This window comes from Streptomyces sp. S4.7, assembly GCF_010384365.1.
Classification (GTDB): domain Bacteria; phylum Actinomycetota; class Actinomycetes; order Streptomycetales; family Streptomycetaceae; genus Streptomyces.
Genome location: NZ_CP048397.1, coordinates 7,489,451 through 7,506,054, shown reverse-complemented (window position 1 = coordinate 7,506,054; position 16,604 = coordinate 7,489,451). Strand labels below are relative to the sequence as shown.

General features: G+C 71.6%; 17 protein-coding genes. 16 read left to right on the top strand and 1 reads right to left on the bottom strand.

The features are described 5' to 3' along the window. The first annotated feature begins 11 nt into the window (after positions 1-11). The 12 genes from SSPS47_RS32950 (at position 12) to SSPS47_RS32895 (ending at position 12,172) form a co-directional block, all read left to right on the top strand. Positions 12-1,028, top strand: a complete 1,017-nt coding sequence (locus tag SSPS47_RS32950) for an asparagine synthetase A (RefSeq protein WP_147874554.1) — start codon at positions 12-14, stop codon at positions 1,026-1,028. Beyond that, positions 1,025-2,395, top strand: coding sequence for a glutamate synthase-related protein (locus SSPS47_RS32945; protein ID WP_203557989.1), 1,371 nt, complete (start codon positions 1,025-1,027; stop codon positions 2,393-2,395). Before SSPS47_RS32950 ends, SSPS47_RS32945 begins: the two co-directional genes overlap by 4 nt. Next, entirely contained in the window at positions 2,392-3,321 is a 930-nt protein-coding gene (locus SSPS47_RS32940) for a 3-oxoacyl-[acyl-carrier-protein] synthase III C-terminal domain-containing protein (RefSeq protein ID WP_164254084.1), read from the top strand. The genes SSPS47_RS32945 and SSPS47_RS32940 overlap by 4 nt, the downstream gene beginning before the upstream one ends. An 81-nt stretch (positions 3,322-3,402) precedes the next feature. Next, complete coding sequence (locus SSPS47_RS32935) at positions 3,403-4,800, top strand: ATP-grasp domain-containing protein (RefSeq protein WP_164254083.1); 1,398 nt, start codon at positions 3,403-3,405, stop codon at positions 4,798-4,800. Continuing rightward, positions 4,793-6,091, top strand: coding sequence for an alanine racemase (locus SSPS47_RS32930; protein ID WP_164254082.1), 1,299 nt, complete (start codon positions 4,793-4,795; stop codon positions 6,089-6,091). The genes SSPS47_RS32935 and SSPS47_RS32930 overlap by 8 nt, the downstream gene beginning before the upstream one ends. 121 nt (positions 6,092-6,212) lie before the next feature. Further along, positions 6,213-6,479: an acyl carrier protein gene (locus SSPS47_RS32925; RefSeq protein ID WP_164254081.1), complete on the top strand. Its 267-nt coding sequence runs from the start codon at positions 6,213-6,215 to the stop codon at positions 6,477-6,479. Between the two features lie 3 nt (positions 6,480-6,482). Then, complete coding sequence (locus SSPS47_RS32920) at positions 6,483-7,415, top strand: hypothetical protein (RefSeq protein WP_164254080.1); 933 nt, start codon at positions 6,483-6,485, stop codon at positions 7,413-7,415. Then, positions 7,412-8,131: a hypothetical protein gene (locus SSPS47_RS32915; protein WP_164254079.1), complete on the top strand. Its 720-nt coding sequence runs from the start codon at positions 7,412-7,414 to the stop codon at positions 8,129-8,131. The genes SSPS47_RS32920 and SSPS47_RS32915 overlap by 4 nt, the downstream gene beginning before the upstream one ends. Further along, complete coding sequence (locus SSPS47_RS32910) at positions 8,128-9,300, top strand: acyl-CoA dehydrogenase family protein (protein ID WP_164254078.1); 1,173 nt, start codon at positions 8,128-8,130, stop codon at positions 9,298-9,300. Before SSPS47_RS32915 ends, SSPS47_RS32910 begins: the two co-directional genes overlap by 4 nt. Then, positions 9,281-10,321 carry a 4'-phosphopantetheinyl transferase superfamily protein gene (locus tag SSPS47_RS32905; protein ID WP_164254077.1) on the top strand — a complete coding sequence of 347 codons (1,041 nt, stop codon included), beginning with the start codon at positions 9,281-9,283 and terminating at the stop codon, positions 10,319-10,321. Before SSPS47_RS32910 ends, SSPS47_RS32905 begins: the two co-directional genes overlap by 20 nt. Then, on the top strand, positions 10,318-10,782 hold the full coding sequence (locus SSPS47_RS32900) for a hypothetical protein (RefSeq protein ID WP_164254076.1): 465 nt from the start codon (positions 10,318-10,320) through the stop codon (positions 10,780-10,782). The genes SSPS47_RS32905 and SSPS47_RS32900 overlap by 4 nt, the downstream gene beginning before the upstream one ends. A 70-nt stretch (positions 10,783-10,852) precedes the next feature. Beyond that, a complete protein-coding gene (locus tag SSPS47_RS32895) occupies positions 10,853-12,172 on the top strand; it encodes an MFS transporter (protein WP_239065161.1) in 1,320 nt (439 codons plus the stop codon). 180 nt (positions 12,173-12,352) lie between these two features. Here SSPS47_RS32895 and SSPS47_RS32890 read toward each other — a convergent pair whose 3' ends face one another. Beyond that, the gene (locus SSPS47_RS32890; RefSeq protein ID WP_164254075.1) at positions 12,353-12,889 is read right to left on the bottom strand and encodes a helix-turn-helix domain-containing protein; all 537 of its coding nucleotides are present in this window, start codon (positions 12,887-12,889) and stop codon (positions 12,353-12,355) included. Between the two features lie 614 nt (positions 12,890-13,503). Between SSPS47_RS32890 and SSPS47_RS32885 the strand changes: the two genes are divergently transcribed. The 4 genes from SSPS47_RS32885 to SSPS47_RS32870 all read left to right on the top strand — a co-directional run bounded on the left by SSPS47_RS32885 (position 13,504) and on the right by SSPS47_RS32870 (position 16,569). Continuing rightward, positions 13,504-13,695 (top strand): hypothetical protein, encoded by a 192-nt coding sequence (locus SSPS47_RS32885; RefSeq protein ID WP_239065160.1) that lies wholly within the window; start codon positions 13,504-13,506, stop codon positions 13,693-13,695. Positions 13,696-13,724: 29 nt separating this feature from the next. Beyond that, positions 13,725-13,916, top strand: coding sequence for a hypothetical protein (locus SSPS47_RS32880; RefSeq protein WP_147874564.1), 192 nt, complete (start codon positions 13,725-13,727; stop codon positions 13,914-13,916). A 344-nt stretch (positions 13,917-14,260) separates the two neighbouring features. Further along, positions 14,261-15,994 (top strand): alpha/beta fold hydrolase, encoded by a 1,734-nt coding sequence (locus SSPS47_RS32875; RefSeq protein WP_164254074.1) that lies wholly within the window; start codon positions 14,261-14,263, stop codon positions 15,992-15,994. Further along, positions 15,991-16,569: a hypothetical protein gene (locus SSPS47_RS32870; protein WP_147874566.1), complete on the top strand. Its 579-nt coding sequence runs from the start codon at positions 15,991-15,993 to the stop codon at positions 16,567-16,569. Before SSPS47_RS32875 ends, SSPS47_RS32870 begins: the two co-directional genes overlap by 4 nt. Positions 16,570-16,604: the final 35 nt, after the last annotated feature.

Sequence of the window (16,604 nt, the reverse complement as noted above, 5' to 3'; positions counted from 1 at the left end):
CAGGAGAGCTGATGCCCCCCACGGAAGACGTCGGAACCACGATCACGACCGCACCGCCGCCCGCCCCCCTGGGCGAGCACCTGCGCTCGCCGTCGCTCGGGGCCGCGATGCTCGTCCAGCAGGAAGCGCTCCACGCGGCGCGGGAGTTCCTGCGCTCACGCGGCTTCGTCGAGCTGCTTCCGCCGCTCGTCGGACCGGTCACCGACCCCGGCGGGCGCGGTGCCAAGGCGCTGGACGTCGACTACTACGGCGAGCCGTACAAGCTCATGACGAGCGCGATCCTCTACAAGCAGGCGTCGCTGCGCGGGTTTCCGAAGTTGTTCTACATCGCGCCGAACCTCCGTGTGGAGCCTCCGGAGACCCGGCACACCGGACGGCACCTCGTCGAGTTCCACCAGATCGACGTCGAGATGGCCGGGGCGTCGCGCGCCGACGTCATGGAGATCGCCGCGGGACTGCTCCGGCACGTCACCGCGCGGGTGTGGGAGACGCTGCCCGAGGTCCTCGCCGGTCTGGGCCGCGACCCGCTGGCCTTCGCCGAACTCCTCACGGGCAAGTTCGACGCCTGCACCCACGCGGAGGCGGTCGGCCGGCTGCGCGGCCACGGGCACGCGCAGAGCGCCGACGCCGAGATCGACTGGACCGGTGAGGAGGCGCTGTCGCACGAGGCCGATCGGCCGTTCTTCATCACCGACTACCCCAAGGGTTCGCGGGGCTTCTACGACCGCGAGGACCCGGACCGCCCCGGTGTACTGCGCAACTTCGACCTGATCGCGCACGGCGGCTTCGGCGAGCTGGTGAGCGGCAGTGAGCGCGAGTCGGATTACGCCACTGTCGTCACCCGCATGCGGGAGAGCGGCGAGAACCCCGCGAAGTACGAGTGGTACCTGGCCATGGCGCGGGAGGGCATCCCCGCGAGCGCCGGCTTCGGCATGGGGGTGCAGCGGCTGGTCCGCTTCCTGACCGGACTCGACGCGCTCTGGCAGGTCAGCGCCTACCCGAAGCTGCCGGGGGTGATCGCGCCGTGACGACACCGCGAACTCCCCTGACCGCGGGCGGCCTTCCGGCGGCGGCGATACGGGCCCGCGCGCGGCACGGCACCCGTGAGGTGTTCCCACCGGTGGCGGCGTACGGAGCCGAGCTGTTCGGCGCGGGCGCGGAAGCGGACGCCGGGCAGGGCCACGCCGACGAGCTGGACCGGGCGCGGATCGTGCCGCCGGTCTTCGTGCCCCGGCGGCTGGAGAAGCTGATCGAACTGGGCCGGGAACCCCTGGACGACGACGTCAGCCTGCGCACCGTCATCGGCGGATTCGACTCGGCGCTGCCGCTCTATCTCTCCGCCTTCGGCTCCACCCGCGCCGGCAGCGGTGATCTCGGGATCGCGGCGAGCCGCCAGGCCGGGCGGCTCGGCATCCCGATGGTGATCGGGGAGAACATGGTCCCGGTGCACGGCTACCGCACCGGAGCCGGCCGAGCGGCGCCGTCCGCGATCACGGCGCGCATCCGCGCGTATCTCGACGAGTGCCCCGAGGACACGGGCGGCGTGGTGGTGCAGCAGAGCACCGAGGACGCCGACTCGGAGGTCTGGAACCTCCTCTACAGCGCCCCGGAGACACAGCCGCTGCTGGAGTCGGGGCGGCTCGCCTTCGAGCTGAAGATCGGTCAGGGCGCCAAGCCGGGCCTCGGCGGCATGACCGTGGTGGACGAGGCGGACGCCGACCGGCTCGGCAAGCGCTTCGCGGTGCGGGACACCCTCGGTCCCGGCAGCCGGCTGCGGCTCGCGAGCCCCGGCACGTACACCGAGGAGATCGTGCGCCAGCAGCTGCGCTTCATGCGCAACAACTTCCCCCGGGCCAGGGTGTGGGCGAAGTTCCATCCGGGCCGGGACATCGCGAACGCGGCGTCGACCGCCTGGCGGGCCGGCGCGGACGCGGTGACCGTCGACGGCGCCGAGGGCGGCACCGGCTGGGCGCCGCGCGTCTTCCTCGACCATGTCGGGCTGCCGCTGGCCGAGTGCCTGCGGCGCATCGGACGCCCGGACGGCTGCCTGCTGGTGACCGGCCGGATGTGGGAGGGCGGCCGGGTCGTACGGAGTCTGGCGCTGGGCGCCACGGCGGCGGGGCTGGGCCGGGCGGCACTCGTCGCGGTCGACGAGGACCCGCGGGACGGGCTCGTACGGCTGGTGGAGGCCCTGGCCCTGGAGAGCAGGCTGCTGATCAGCGCGCTGGGCAAGTACACGACCGACGCGCTCGGCCCGGACGACCTGTGGTGGCCGGAGCGGTCCCCTTCGCCGGACCGGGCCCTCGCGTACGGCACCGGCACGGCCGGGCCGCCCCTCGCGGACACCGCCACCACGGCGGGCGCCACCGCCGACCGGATCGGAGGACGGGCATGACCGCCCTGCTGGACGTCGCGAGCCATCTGCCCGAGCAGAACGTCCCGATCGCCGACATCGGCGCGGACGTCGGGTCCGACGCGAGCCTCATGTGGACCTTCCGCAGGTTCTACGGGCTGCGGACGGTGCTGCGCGCCCCCGGCCGGGATCTGCGCGCCACGCTGACGGCGGCCGTGGAGTCGCTGACCGAGCTGCGGGGCAACGAGCACCGGGTCCGCTACGTGATCCATCCGCGTACGGTCTCCACCGTCGCCCCGGCCGGTGAGAACACCGTCGAGCGGCTGTGCGCCGAACTGGGTCTGACCCGGGCCACCGCCTTCACGCTCACTCAGCACGGCTGCGCGACGGGGCTGTTCGCGGTGGACCTGGCCGGACGGCTGCTCGCCGCCGACGGCGACCCGGACGCCCTGGCGCTGGTGCTCGCCGGGGAGAAGGCGTTCAGCCGCACGCTCCAGATCATCCCCGAGAGCACCGTCATGGGTGAGGGGACGGCGGCCTGTCTGGTCTCCGCGGACGGGGACAGCGACCGGCTGCTGGGCTTCGCGACCCGCACCCACGGCCGGTACAGCGAGGAGTTCCCCCCGTATCCGCTGGACCCCAGATTCCTCAAGGAGCACAACGCCACCCTGGCCGCCGTGATGGGCGAAGCCGCCGAGGACGCCGGCGTCGGTCTCGACGACCTGGCACTGGTCCTGCCGCACAACGTCAACCGGCTGTCGTGGCAGTGGACCTGCAAGCTCCTCGGGATCCCGCTCGACCGGGTCTACCTGGACAACATCCCGGTGACCGGCCACTGCTTCACGGCCGACCCCTTCATCAACTACACGCACGCCCGCGAGGCGGGCCTGCTCCGGCCCGGAGACCTCTATCTCATGGCCGCCGTCGGTCTCGGGGCGACCTTCTCGGCCGCCGTACTGCGCCACTGACCCCCGTAACCCGCCGTGCCCGCGAGCCCCTGTCCGTCCGCTCCACCCGACCCGTCCGAGACCGCGAGAAGGAAGAAGCCCATGCCACCGTCCCCCCGCCAGAACTTCCTCGACGGTGTGAAACACGCCTGCACCGGCGACCCGCGGACCCCGTTCGTCCTGCTCGGCAATTTCGAGGTGGAGGACGAGTGGGCCGTGGACGAGATCGGACTCCCGTCGGTCGGGGGCAGCGCCTCCGCGGCGATCGTCAACCGCATGGACGAGTTCGCGCTGCTGCTCGCCGGCCGCGACGACTGCGTCGTACTGAAGTCGGCGCCGGACCCCGGCTACCTCTCCTATCTGGAGGAACTGGGTCTGGAGCTGCCGGAGATCCTGGTCACCGACGCGCACGACCCCGCCCACAGCGTCAGCGTGGACGCGCTGCGCTCCCCGGTGCTGACCGGGGCGCTCGCCCGGCTGGCCGAACGCGGCGCGCACCTGCTGCCGCACGGCATGTCCGTACTGGAGGAGCGGCTGTGCGAACTGACCGGTCTGGCATCGGCGTTGCCGAACGCCGCACTGGTCAAGTCCGTCAACAGCAAGATCTACAGCCGCCGGGTCGCCGACGAGCTGGGGCTCCCCCAGGCCAGGGGCTGGGAGTGCGAGTCGGTCGACGAGTTCACGGCGGCGGCGGACGCGGCACGGGAATCACTGGCCGCGGGACGCCGGGTGGGGGTGAAGGACGCCTTCGGAGTCTCCGGCAAGGGGATCATGGTGGTGGAGGACGAGCGCAGGCTCGACCAGCTCGTCCGGATGGTCACCCGGGTCTCCCGGCGTACCGGTGACCCGCGCCTCGCGGTGGTGGTCGAGGAGTGGGCGGACAAGGCCGTCGACCTCAACTACCACTTCACGGTGTACCGGAACGGATCGGTCCGATTCGATTTCGTGAAGGAGGCGATCACCGAGAACGGGGTGCACAAGGGCCACCGCATCCCGGCCCGGATCTCCCCCGCCCACAGGGCCGAGATCGAGCGGTGCGCGGATCTGCTCGGCGCGCGGCTCGGCGCCGACGGGTTCCACGGTGTGGTGGGGGTGGACGCGATCGTCACGGGCGACGGCGGTCTGCTGCCGGTGCTGGAGATCAACGCCCGTAACAACATGTCGACCTATCAGACCGCCCTCCAGGAGCGGTTCATGGCCCCCGGGACCGTCGCGCTCGCGCGCCAGTACCCGGTGTCACTGACCGGAGCGATGCCGTTCGGTGAACTCCGGGAGCGGCTCGGCGACCTTCTCTTCACCACCGCGTCCGGCCGCGGTCTGCTCGTCAACAACTTCGCGACGGTCAACGCCGCCGCGCCGGCCGGCGCCGACGGGACCGCGCCCGACTCCTACGGCGGCCGGCTGTACGGACTGCTGATCGCCCACTCCGAGGCCGAACTGGCCGAACTCGACGACACCGTCGCGCTGCGCGTGCGGAAGGAGAGCCTCACCCATGTCTGAATCCGGTGCGACCACCCCCGGGACGCGCGGTACCCACACCGTGCAGGGCCTGCCCATCACCGAGCTGGCCGAACGGTTCGGGACCCCGCTGTACGTCTACGACGGCGATGTGATCGCCCGTCAGTACAACGGACTGCGCGATCTCCTGCACCCGTCCGTGGAGATGTTCTACTCGCTCAAGGCCAACCCCAACGTCAGCGTGTGCGCGCTGCTGCGGTCGCTGGGCGCGAGCGCCGAGGTCTCGTCGCTGACCGAACTGGTCACCGCGCAGCGGGCCGGTGTGCCGGCCGAGCGGATCATGTTCCTGGGCCCCGGCAAGAGCCGTGACGAGATCACCGCGTGCCTCAAGCAGGACATCACCGTCATCTGTGAGTCCTTCGGCGAACTGGCGATGATCGACGAGGTCGCGGCGGGGCTCGGCGGTGTCGCCCGCGTCGTGCTGCGGGTCAATCCGAGCTTCGCCGTCAAGGGCGGCGGACTGACGATGGGCGGCAAGCCGCGCCAGTTCGGCATCGACGAGGAGGCTCTGACCGCCGAGCCCGATCTGGCGGCCCGGCACCCTTGCGTCCAACTCGTCGGCTTCCAGGCGTACATGGGGACGCGCTTCCTCGACGAGGACGTCATCGCCGAGAACTCGGCCCGGATCCTGGAACTCGCCGAGACCCTCTCCGAGCGGCTGAATGTGCCGCTGGAGGTGGTCGATGTCGGCGGCGGCCTGGGCGTCGCGTACTTCCCCAAGGAGCGCGACCTCGATGTGCCGGTCCTGGCGCAGCGGCTCAACCCGGTGTTCGAGTCCTTCGCCGCGCGGCACCCCGAGACCCGTCTCGTCATGGAGCTGGGTCGCTTCCTGGTCGGCCACAGCGGGCTGTACGCGGTCGAGGTCCGGTATGTGAAGGAGTCGATGGGCGAGCGGTTCGCCGTGGCCGACGGCGGAACGAACCACCACATGGCGGCCGTCGGGATCGGCTCGTTCGTCAAGCGCAACTTCCCGATGCGGCTGCTGAACCGGGCGGGCGCCGCGCAGAGCGCGCCGTGGAACGTGACCGGGCCGCTCTGCACCCCCAACGACACCATCGGCAAGGCCGTCGAACTCCCCGCCGACCTGCGCCCCGGCGACCTGGTGGGCGTGGAGCGCTCGGGGGCGTACGGGCCGACCGCTTCGCCGGTGCACTTCCTCAGCCACGGCTACCCGGCCGAGGTGCTGGTCCACGACGGTGAGGCGCGGCTGATCCACACCCGCGACGACGCCGAGAGCATGCTCGCGCCGCAGATCCTGCACGACTTCGGCTGAGGCCGGCCGGGCGCGTCCCGGCCCCCCTCCTGCCGTGGGTCTCCCGCGACCCGCGGGACCCGCACGGCCCCATGCCCGTCCGAACACCCATCCGTACCTCTTACAGAAGGCAGGAACCACCATGACCACCGTCGCCCAGGACACCGACCGCCGGCAGATCGTCGACGCCATCGTCGTCGCCCTCTCCGAGGTGCTCCGCAAGGAGCTGACCGACGTCACCGAGGAGACCCGTCTCTTCGACGACCTGAGCCTCGACTCCACCAGCGTGCTGGGTCTGCTGATGGCCCTGGAGGACGCCCTCGACATCGAGGTCGACCCCGAGAGCCTGGAGCAGAGCCACCTGGAGAGCGTCGGCGCCCTGGCCGGCTACATCGCCGAGAGCCGGTGACCCGTGCCGCTCACCCCGCCCCCGGGGACGCGGAGGAGTCCGGCCGCGCGAGACCGCGCGGCCGGACCGTCCATCGAACGCGTCGTCCCCTTCGCCTTCACCGCCGCCGACTCCGGCGGCAATGACACCCGCGCCTACCGGGACCATGTGGAGTCGGTGTACGGCGCCCTGCCGGACTTCTCCTGGCTGGAGGACGGCACCGCCGTCAGCTACCACGACATGGCACGGGTGATCGCCCGGGAGCTGGCCGCCGAACTCGCGGACGTCGACCTCGTCATCACCGTCGACGCAAGCCCCGACTGCCGGCACCAGAGCTTCCCCAGCTGTCTGCTGTCCGATCTGATGCCCGGCGACCCGATGCTGCTCGGCATCTCCGAGCAGGGTGTCGCCGGCCCGTTCACCGCGCTGCGCGTCGCCTACGACCGGCTGGCCGACGGGAGTTCGCGCCGGGCGCTCGTCCTCGTGATGGAGCAGAGCACGCTGCCGCCCGACGACCGGGCGGTGCGGCCCGCGCGCGACGTGGCGGTGGCCCTGCTGCTCGGGCCGGACGGGGCGATACCGCTGGAACGTCCGGTCGTCACCGTGGACGGCCTCAGAGCGGCGGACGGCCGGAGGACGGCGGGCGCCCCCGAACCGGCCGGGGACGGCTCCGACGGACCGTACGCCCCGCGCGCCGACGGCATCGTCGCCGGCTCCGGACTCACCGGTCCGCTCCCGGACACGGTCCTGGCGCGGGCGGAGCCCGGTCATCCGTGCGCCGGTGTCTGGCTGGCCCTGGCCGGACTCCTGGAACGGGCGGACGGCCGTCCCGGCGGACGGGTCCTGATCGCCGACCGCGACCCCGTACTCCCCTACCACTGCGGCCTGTCGCTCACGCTGCCCGCCGGACGCGCCCCGGCGCGGGTGGCACCGAGACGGAAGGAACTGGTGCCATGACCGTCACCACCACACGTCCACCCGCGGGCGGCCCGGTCACCACCGCGCCGCCGGGCGGGCCGGAACGCCACCGCGAGGCGGCGTACCGCGACGGGCCGGTGGCCGCGCTGATCCTGCTGCACGACACGACCAGCCCCGGTGTCCTGCCGGCCGGTCCCGGCGGGCATGTGTTCGTGCCCCGCGAGACCGAGGCGGCGTGCGACCGGTATCAGACGCTCCTCGGGCCACGCCCGCGTGGCGCCGGCAGCGACGAGCGCGTACTGGGCGGCGCCGCCGTGGAGGGACGGGAGTTGACCGCCCTGCGGATCGACGGCTCGGGCCCGCCCGCCGGTGAGCCGGACGGCTGGGCGACCGGCCTCGCCTGGCTCCGGCTCGGGCTGGCCGAGCGCCTGGTCGACCGGGTCACCGCGCATCTGGGCGGCCGTACGGTCCAGCGGACCGTCACCCTCAACCTGCCGCTGGTACGGGCGATGCTGGCCGACGCCGTCGCCGGGACCACCGAGTGCCGGGCGCTGCTCAGGGCCGCCCCTGCGCCGCACACCCTGCGCAGGGTCCACCGGAGCCTGGACGAGACGGGCCGCAGATGTCTGCACCTGTTCGGCGCGGCGGGCTTCCTGGCCACCGGGCCGGGCAGCGAGGTACGGGTCTCCGAACTGCTCGCCGACACCTACGCGCCGACCGGTTACCCACCACCGACCGACCTGGAGCGGCCATGACCACCGACCCCGGATTCCTCGCCGGCCTGCGCGGGCTCGCCCGCGAACACGCCGACCTGCTGCGGCCCACCGCTCTCGGACTCGACGCGGACCCCTCGCTCGGCCCCGCCCTGCTCGGCACCGACCCGCGCTGGCTGCGGCTGACCGGGATGCCCGCCGCCTACAACCCGGATCCGCTGCGGGTCGGCGGACGCCCGGTGTACGTGGACCGCTGCGTGGAGCAGGTGGTCGTCATGGAGGAGCTGGCGCGCGTGGACGCGGCGGCGGTCCTGGCGCTGCCGGGTCCGTCGATGTCCGGCTTCGTCGTGGCGGACATCGCCGACGAGGAGCAGCGGGACCGCTACTACCAGCGGCTGGCCGACCGCCCCACCTGGACGTTCTTCGGTATGACGGAGCCGGCGCACGGCTCGGACCCGGCCAGTATGGAGACGGCTCTGCGACCGGCCGACGACGGGCGGGAGGGGCTGCTCCTGAACGGCACCAAACGGTTCGTCGGCAACGGCGCGCGCGCCGGAATCGGTGTGGTGTTCGCCCGCCGTCACCCCGGCCCGCTGGGTGTGGTCGCCGTCCTGCTGGACGCGGACCGGCCGGGCTTCACCGGGATCCCCCTGGAGACCCTGGGGCTGCGCGGTCTCCAGCTCAGCGAGCTGCGGATGAGCGACGTGCCGGTGGCGGACGAAGACGTACTGGGGCGCCACCGCCCGGCGACGCGGGGCGGAATGTGGGCGGCCGTGCGCACCTTCAACCGCTACCGCCCGGTCGTGGCGTCCTTCGCCCTCGGTGTCGCGCAGGGCGCCCACGACTACGTCGTCGCCAACCGGCGGCAGCTCGGCTCCGGGGACCGGGACCTGCTGGCCGCTCTGGCGGACAGGCTCGCCGGCACCCGCGCCACGGTCATGGCGGCGGCCGAGTCGGCCGACCACGACCCGAGGGACGGAACACTCGCGTCGGCGGCCAAGATCAGGGCCACCGCGCTGGCGGAGGAGTCCACCCTCCTGGCGCTGCGGATGTTCGGGCCCGGTGCCCGCTGGGAGCATCCTCTGCTGGACAAGTGGGCGCGTGACGCGCGGGCCTTCGAGTTCATGGAGGGCACCAGCAACGTCCAGCGGCTCACCCTCGCCCAGGGGCATCTGAACGGCAGGCTCGACGATGTCCGGCCGGCCGCCTGAGCCGGGGCGGCGGAGCGCCGCCCTCGCCGGCAGCACGGCGACGGTCACGACGAGGGCCGTGGGGGTGCCGGTCGGCGCCGACGACGTCGCCGTCTGCACCGCCGCGGGCCTCGCCCTGCGGACGGTGGACAGGGCGAAGGCCCGCGGCGCCCCGCCGCCCTGCCCCGCCTGCGGGTCCGTCCACCCGCCGCCGCCGGCCGTTCCGGGCCCGCCGCCGGGCGCCGATGTGTGGCGCATCGGGCTGGACGGCGCGGCGGACGCGCTCGGACCGGTCGCCTCCCTGCTCGACATCCGGGAACGGGACCGGGCCGCGCGTATCCGGGACCGGCTGTCGGCCGACCGGTACGTCCTGACGCACGGAGCGGTCAGGACGATCCTCGGCGGCTATCTGAGGATCGCGGGCTGCACGGTCCACTGGTCGGCGGGCAGACACGGGAAACCGGAGTTCGACGGCCCACTGAGCCACTGGCAGTGGAGTCTGAGCCGGTCGGCGGAGCACGCGCTGCTCGCGGTCTGCCTGTCGGCGCCGGTCGGTGTGGACATCGAACGCGTCGACGAGCGGACGCCGGCCGTCGCGCTGGCGGCGCGCTTCCTGCCGCTGGACGAGGCCGCGAGCGTCGCCGCGCAGAAGACCCCGCACGCGGCGCGCGTCGCCTACCACCGGCTGCTGTCGCGCAAGGAGGCCTGTGTGAAGGCGAGCGGCGGGCGGCTGCTCGACGGGCTGCGGCTGAATGTGCTCACGCCCGGCACTGTGCACGGCACCGGAGCGATGGCCGGCCACCGGTGGCAACTGCGCGACCTGTCCGCGCCCCCGGGTTTCGTCGCGACGCTGGCCGTCCTCGACGACGAGGTGCGCGGAGTGCGGCTCTTCGACTGGGGCGGGCGGGCGCCCGGTCCCGAACCGGGAAACTTCCGCCCGCCTGCCCCGTCAAGCGCCGCCGACCAGGCGTCCTGTTCCCTAACGTTCGAATTCCAGCGGTCGCTCGCAGAGCCGTGGCCGCGAGGGGAGTGCTCACGATGAACGCCCACCGGTCCGCAACCCCGCCGTCCTGTACGGCGCGTGGCACCGCCTCACGTGCGGCCGCCGGCCGTCGGCCGCACGCCGTGGAGGCGCGGCGGGTCGCGGTCTGCCCGCTCGAACCGGGGCGGGAGCCCGCCACGTACTCGGTGCGGGTGCGCTTCACGCCCTCCGACATCCCGGGGCTGACCACCGGGCCGGGCCACCGGGCCACGGCGATCCGCGCCGCGGGTCTGGTGCTCGCGGCCCACGGTCGCGGCTATCTCGGCGGTCATCTGGAGATCACCTCGGACGCGCCCGCGCGGCTGGGACGGATCCCGGCCGCGAGTGAGCGGCTGGCGACGGTCCGGGCCGTGGAGGACGCGCTGCGCGGGGGCTCCGGCACCGTACGGCTGCCGCTGCCCGGTCCCTGGCCGGGCGTCACCGGCGGCCGGTCGGCGGCCGGCACGCCACGTGCCGACTGACCGTCGTCCGAACTCCCCGATCCCCGTTGGATCTCGCTGATCCTCATCCGATCTCCCGAAGGACAGACCCATGGCTACGACGGACGTATCAGAGGCATCCGGCACCGGCGGCGAGCCGCCGATCCAGTGGAAGAGGATCAACGCCCTGGTAGCCGGGCAGGGCGCGTCGATGGGCGGTGACTTCATCCTGCTGATCGCCATGGGCTGGACGGCGATCCAGCTGGGGGGCGCGGGAGCGGTCACCACGCTGATGCTCGCCGCGACGATTCCGCGGGCCCTGATGCTGATCTTCGGCGGGGCCGTCGCCGACCGGTTCGGCCCCCGGCACGTGCTGCTGCGGACGAACAGCGCCCGGTTGGTGCTCCTGGCGGTCGGGACCGTGGTGGTCCACTCCTCCCAGTCGCTCGCCCCGCTCGTCGTCATCAGCCTGCTGGACGGGCTGCTGTTCGGACTGGCGAGTCCGTCGGCGGGATCGGTGATCCCGCATCTGGCCACCCACGATCAGCTCCCCCGGGCCAACTCCCTGTACGCCATGGTCACCCGGATCGCCCCTATCATCGGTTCGCCGCTCGGCGCCTGGATGATCGCCTCCGGCGAACTGTGGCGGGCGCTGCTGGTGGCGACCGTCACCTGCGCGATCTCGCTGGGCACACTCTTCGTCGTCACCAAGGGGATGGAGCCGCCGGAGCGCACGCCCGGCGGCCGGAGTCTGGCGCGCTCGTCGGGCGACGGGCTGCGGCTGCTGGTGTCGCACCCCAGGCTGCGCTGGACCTTTGTCGCCGCGCTCTGCCTGGACATGGCGTTCGGCTGGCCGATCGACGTGGCGCTGCCGCTGCTCGTCCAGGAGAACGGCTGGGGCGTGCACGCCATCGGCGTGATCATCGCGGCGTTCAGTACGGGCGCCCTGGTCTCCAGCGCGCTGGGCGCGTTCCTCGCGCACCGCATCCCCCTGGTGGTGCGCTTCGTGGTGAGCGGCGGGGGAATCGCCGTGGGCATCTTGCTGATGGCCCTGATGCCGTCGGTCCTGACGCTCGCCGTGACGGGCGCCGCGGTCGGACTGATGACGGGGCTGAACGGGCCGGCGATCGTGACGGTCTATCAGCAGGCGGCCCCGAAGGGCCGGATGGGGGCGGCGCTGGCCACCCTGACGCTGGCCAGTATCGGAGTGGGCCCGATCTCCATCGCGCTGTTCGGGGGTCTGTCGCTCGTGATCGGCCTCAAGCTCACCTGGCTGGTGTGCGGCACGGTGGCCCTGGTCGCCCCGGTGGCCGCGGTGCTGGCGCTGCGTCACCCGGTCCTGGAGCCGGTGGCCGACTCGGAGGCGGAGAAGGAGCCCGTACCGGCCGAACTGCCGCAGCCGCGCGAGAAGGTGGCGTCCCCGGTCGTCTGAGTGCCCGCGCCGGACGCGTCCCCGCGAGTGGGACGCGTCCGGCGTTTCGGGGTCTTCGGCCGGTGTCGGGCGCGGCGGGCGGTGCCGGGCCGTCGTCGGTGAGGCCGACCCGCCTTCGGTCCGTCACACAACCGGGGCCCGGGACGGCCCGCGCGCGGGCCGTCTGTCGGGAGCGGCCCGTCAGCGGCGCGCCCCGGTGACCACGACCAGCAGGGGGACGAGCCGGGTCGGCGGAATCCGATAGCGCCCGCGCCCCGTCGTCTCCAGCCAGCCGGCGGACACGAGTTGACGCAGATGGTGGTAGATCTGGCCGGTCGTGCCGAGCCCCTCCAACTCCATCAGCTCGGTGACCGCGGTCCGCCCTTCGGCCAGCGCCTGGATCAGCCGCAGCCGCACGGGATGCCCAAGGGCGCCCAGCGCCTCGGCCGCCTCGGACCAGTCGGAACTCAGCACCGACTCCGTGGCCTCGGACCGCTCCCACTCCACGAGTTCGCCGTCCAGACCGACCACGGACCCGGTGAAGAGCACTCCCCCTCGGGCCACGGCCTGGAGCCGCTCCCGGAGTTTCGGCAGTGCCCAGTAGGTCTCGGTCGACGCGTCTTCGGGCAGTGGCTCGCGCGTGCCGCCCTGCACTCGCTCCTCAAGTTCGGCGAGGCGCCGAGAAAGCTCGGCAACCTGTCCGGCCAACGCTTCCCACGGCGGCGCACCATCACTCATCCGGTCAGCCTATCCCCGGGCGCCCGCACGCCACCTCGGGGCCGGAGCGGCCCGGCGGCCCCGGCCACGGGGCACGGCCCGGCGGACGGGGCCGGCCGGCGGTCCCGTCATCACCGCTCGTTCCCAAAAAGCTGATCTTTCGGGCCGTGACCGATAGCGGCCAGCCCGGAATATCCCGAGCCTGGATTCTGACGCAAAACGCGATTCGGTTCCGGCCACGGGCCTTCCGGAATCGATTGTTCCAGATACCGCATCACCACCGTGCCACCAGCGGGTTCTCGCCTTTGGGTGGCCTATCCATCGATCCATTTTTCGCGCCACGGGGAAATGGCGGACAGCGGATGAATGCGGCGTGCGTCACCCCCCGTTTACAGTGTGATGTGCACCACATCGGCAAAGCCTTGATCCGGCAAGGGCCGCCGGTCCTACTATGGCTCCCGCAAAGTCAGGCATTTAATCAGTGCTGATTAGCGGGGGGCGATATGCCGCAGTGTGCACGGCGGGCAGGAAATTCATGTCCGAGCTCCGTGTGAATCTGCGGCTTTTCGTTGCGGATTAATGCAATTTCTCAGATCCCCGCCTGTCGGCGCGAAACCGCAATGAAGGAGCAAAGCGTGGCGACCATCGCCGAATTCATGAACGACCAGAAGCTGGGTGTTCTGGAGCAGGGCTACAAGGAGGAGACCCAGGAGCCCGTCCTGGCGACCCCCGCCGCCGCCGTGGCGACCTGCTGGTACGTCGGCGGCGCCGCCGCCGGCGTCACCGTCGTGGCCGGGGCGTACGTCGCCGGCCGCGTCTTCGGCTGATCCAACCGATCACAACGAGAGGGAATGCAATGAGCAGGATCATTGAGAGTGTTGCCGCGATCACGCCGGAGCACCTGACCGACGGATCCCACGGCGAGGTCACGGCCATGGCGCCCGTCCAGGCCACCCCCGGTCTCGTCGCCTTCGGTATCGGCTTCGCCGGCGGCGCCGGTGTCTCGTGGGTCGGCGTCCAGGCGTACGAGGCCGGAGCCAACGACTGACCGCCTGTCTGGCTGATCTTCACGCTGATCAGGGGCTCTGCCGGCTCCTGAGAGCACCTTCCGGGAGCTGATTCCGGAAGCAGGCAGCACTGTCGGGCCGCGTCGGAACCGCGGCCCGACAGTGCGTCGATCGTACCTTCTGGCCATTCAGCACAAAGGAAGCCCCAGGTATGCAGCTGACAAAGAAACTCGCAGCTTCGTTGTTCTCTCCGATCCCCATATCCAGGGATCGCGCGATAGCCATCTCCGAGCGCCTTGCGGCCCTTTCCAGCCTCTCTTCCTCTCTGGAATATCTCAGTCAGCACCGGAATTTCGAACCCGGTGGCCTCAACGACTGGGAGATCATGAAGAAGACGCCGGAGAGCAGGGTCCCGGCGATTCAGAAGATGACGAACGCCGTCAGTGGCAGGAAGACCACCCTGGCCATCCACGCCTCACGTGTGGCGTGCAGCATCGGAATGCTGCTGCCCGGCAACGGCAAATGGCGAGCGGCGGGCAATCTCTACCTGGGTGCCACGACGACGGTGCTGCAGGCCCGGCACCGTTACGGAACGGACGGTGCGGACCAGGTCGCCACCCAGGTCCAGGCCGTCACCGGGCTGGCCCGGCTGGGGGTCAGTCCGCAGGTCAAGGACGCCCTGATGTGGTACCTGGCGATCCAGGCCAACATGTCCTACGCGGCATCGGGCTGGGCGAAGATGGCCGGCACCATGTGGCGCGACGGCTCGGCTCTGCCCGGTGTGATGCGTACCCGCACCTACGGGTGGGAGCGCGCCTACCGTCTGACGCAGCGTTACCCCCGGGCCAGCAAGATCACGCAGCACAGCGTCCTGGCGATGGAGTGCCTCTTCCCGGTGGTCTATCTGGCCGGCGGCCGGCTGACCCGGCCGATGATCGCCGCCGCGGGCAGTTTCCATGTCGCCAACGCGTTCGTCATGGGACTGGGCCGGTTCATGACCGCGTTCCCCGCGATGCATCCCATGGTGGCCTACACGACCGCGCCCAAGTCGCTGGCCGTGGTCGCCGACCGCGACGACAGGATGGTCAAGACCGCGCTGGTGCTCCTGGCGGGCGGGGTCACCGCCGCGGGCATCATGGCGACACAGCGGCGCTCCCGCGCCGTGGCCGGCTGGCCGACGTCGCGCACCGTCACCACGCGGTACGGCAACGTGCTGACGTACGACGCCGGCGGCCAGGACAACCCCGACCGTCCGGTCCTCGTCTTCAACCACGGTCTCGCCTCGACCACCGAGCACTTCGCGTGGATGGTCGAGCGCCTCGCGTTCGACCTGGGCTACGCCTCGGTGACCTACTCCCGCGCGGGCTACGGCCCCAGCAAGCGGCTGAGGGAAACCCCCTACACCGTGCAGGAGTCCGTGGACGACCTGGAGGACCTGATCCGCGAGGCCCTGCCGGAGGACCGCAAGGTGGTGCTCATCGGGCACTCCCTGGGCGCGGAGCTGAACCGCCGGGCCGTGCAGCAGCTCGGTGACCGGGTGGCCGGCGTCGTCTACCTCGACCCCACGCACCCCGCGCAGCTCGTACGGTCGGACAAGCAGCGCAAGGGCAGCGAGATCTTCACCGAGTCCCTCATGCTGATGAGCCGCTGGACGAAGCTCGGGACCGGCGCCCTGCTCGGGCGTCCCGACTGGGTGAACGACCTGCCCGCCGCCTACCGGAAGAAGGTCTTCGCCCACTACGCCGACTCACGGCTGTGGTCGGCGGCGGCCCAGGAGTGGGAGGCCGTCCGCGAGGAGCTGGAGAGCTACACCGGGACGCTGGAGCCGGTGCCGGTTCCCGGCCTGGTCGTCGCCGCACAGCTGACGGTGGACACCGACCCCGAGCAGTTGCTGATGTACCACGACATCGCCCGCTCCCACGAGTCGGCGGACCAGCACGGCGAGGTCGTCGTGGTGGAGCGCGGTGGGCACGACTCGATTCTCACCGACCCGCGCCACACCCGGACCTCGACGGAGCTCGTCGCCGAGTTCGTGCGCAACCACTGCACTCCCGGCGCTCCGGCCGCCGTCAAGAAAACCGACGAGAACCCCTCCGGGAAGGTGGGCGACACCAAATGAACGCGACCTCACTTCTCAAGGACGCGTTCACCGGACCGGGCTCCGCGACGCGTATCGCCGGCGCGACCCTGCTGGTGACGACCCTGGCCGCACAGCATCCGCACCCGGCCTTCGAACTCGCGCGGGCAAAGGACGTGTTCTCGCTCGTACCGAACTGGAAGTTCTTCGCGCCCAACCCCGCGACGCACGACTTCCATTACCTCTACCGCACTCTGGACGAGGACCGTCAGACGTCCGCCTGGGTCGAGTTGGACCTCATCACGAATCGCAAGATGATCCAGGCTTTCTGGTTCTCGTCCCGGCGCCGGGAGAAAGCGGTGTTCGACATCTGCACCGCCATCCTGAAAAGCATCCAGAAGGGCGACGACCCGACCAACTCGCCACCCTTCCGCGTGCTGACCGAATTCATCAGGAAACAGATCAGGGACGCGTCGGACGCCTCCGACGTCCGCGGATTCCAGTTCTCGGTGGTCCGGGCCCCGGGACACGACGACAGCGAGGACCCCGAAGTCCTGTACGTGTCGACCTATCTGCCGATGAAACCGGTCGGGCCGGCATTCCTCGGTGCCGCCTGACACCGCACTCCCCCGCCAGAGGGTCCACCCAAACA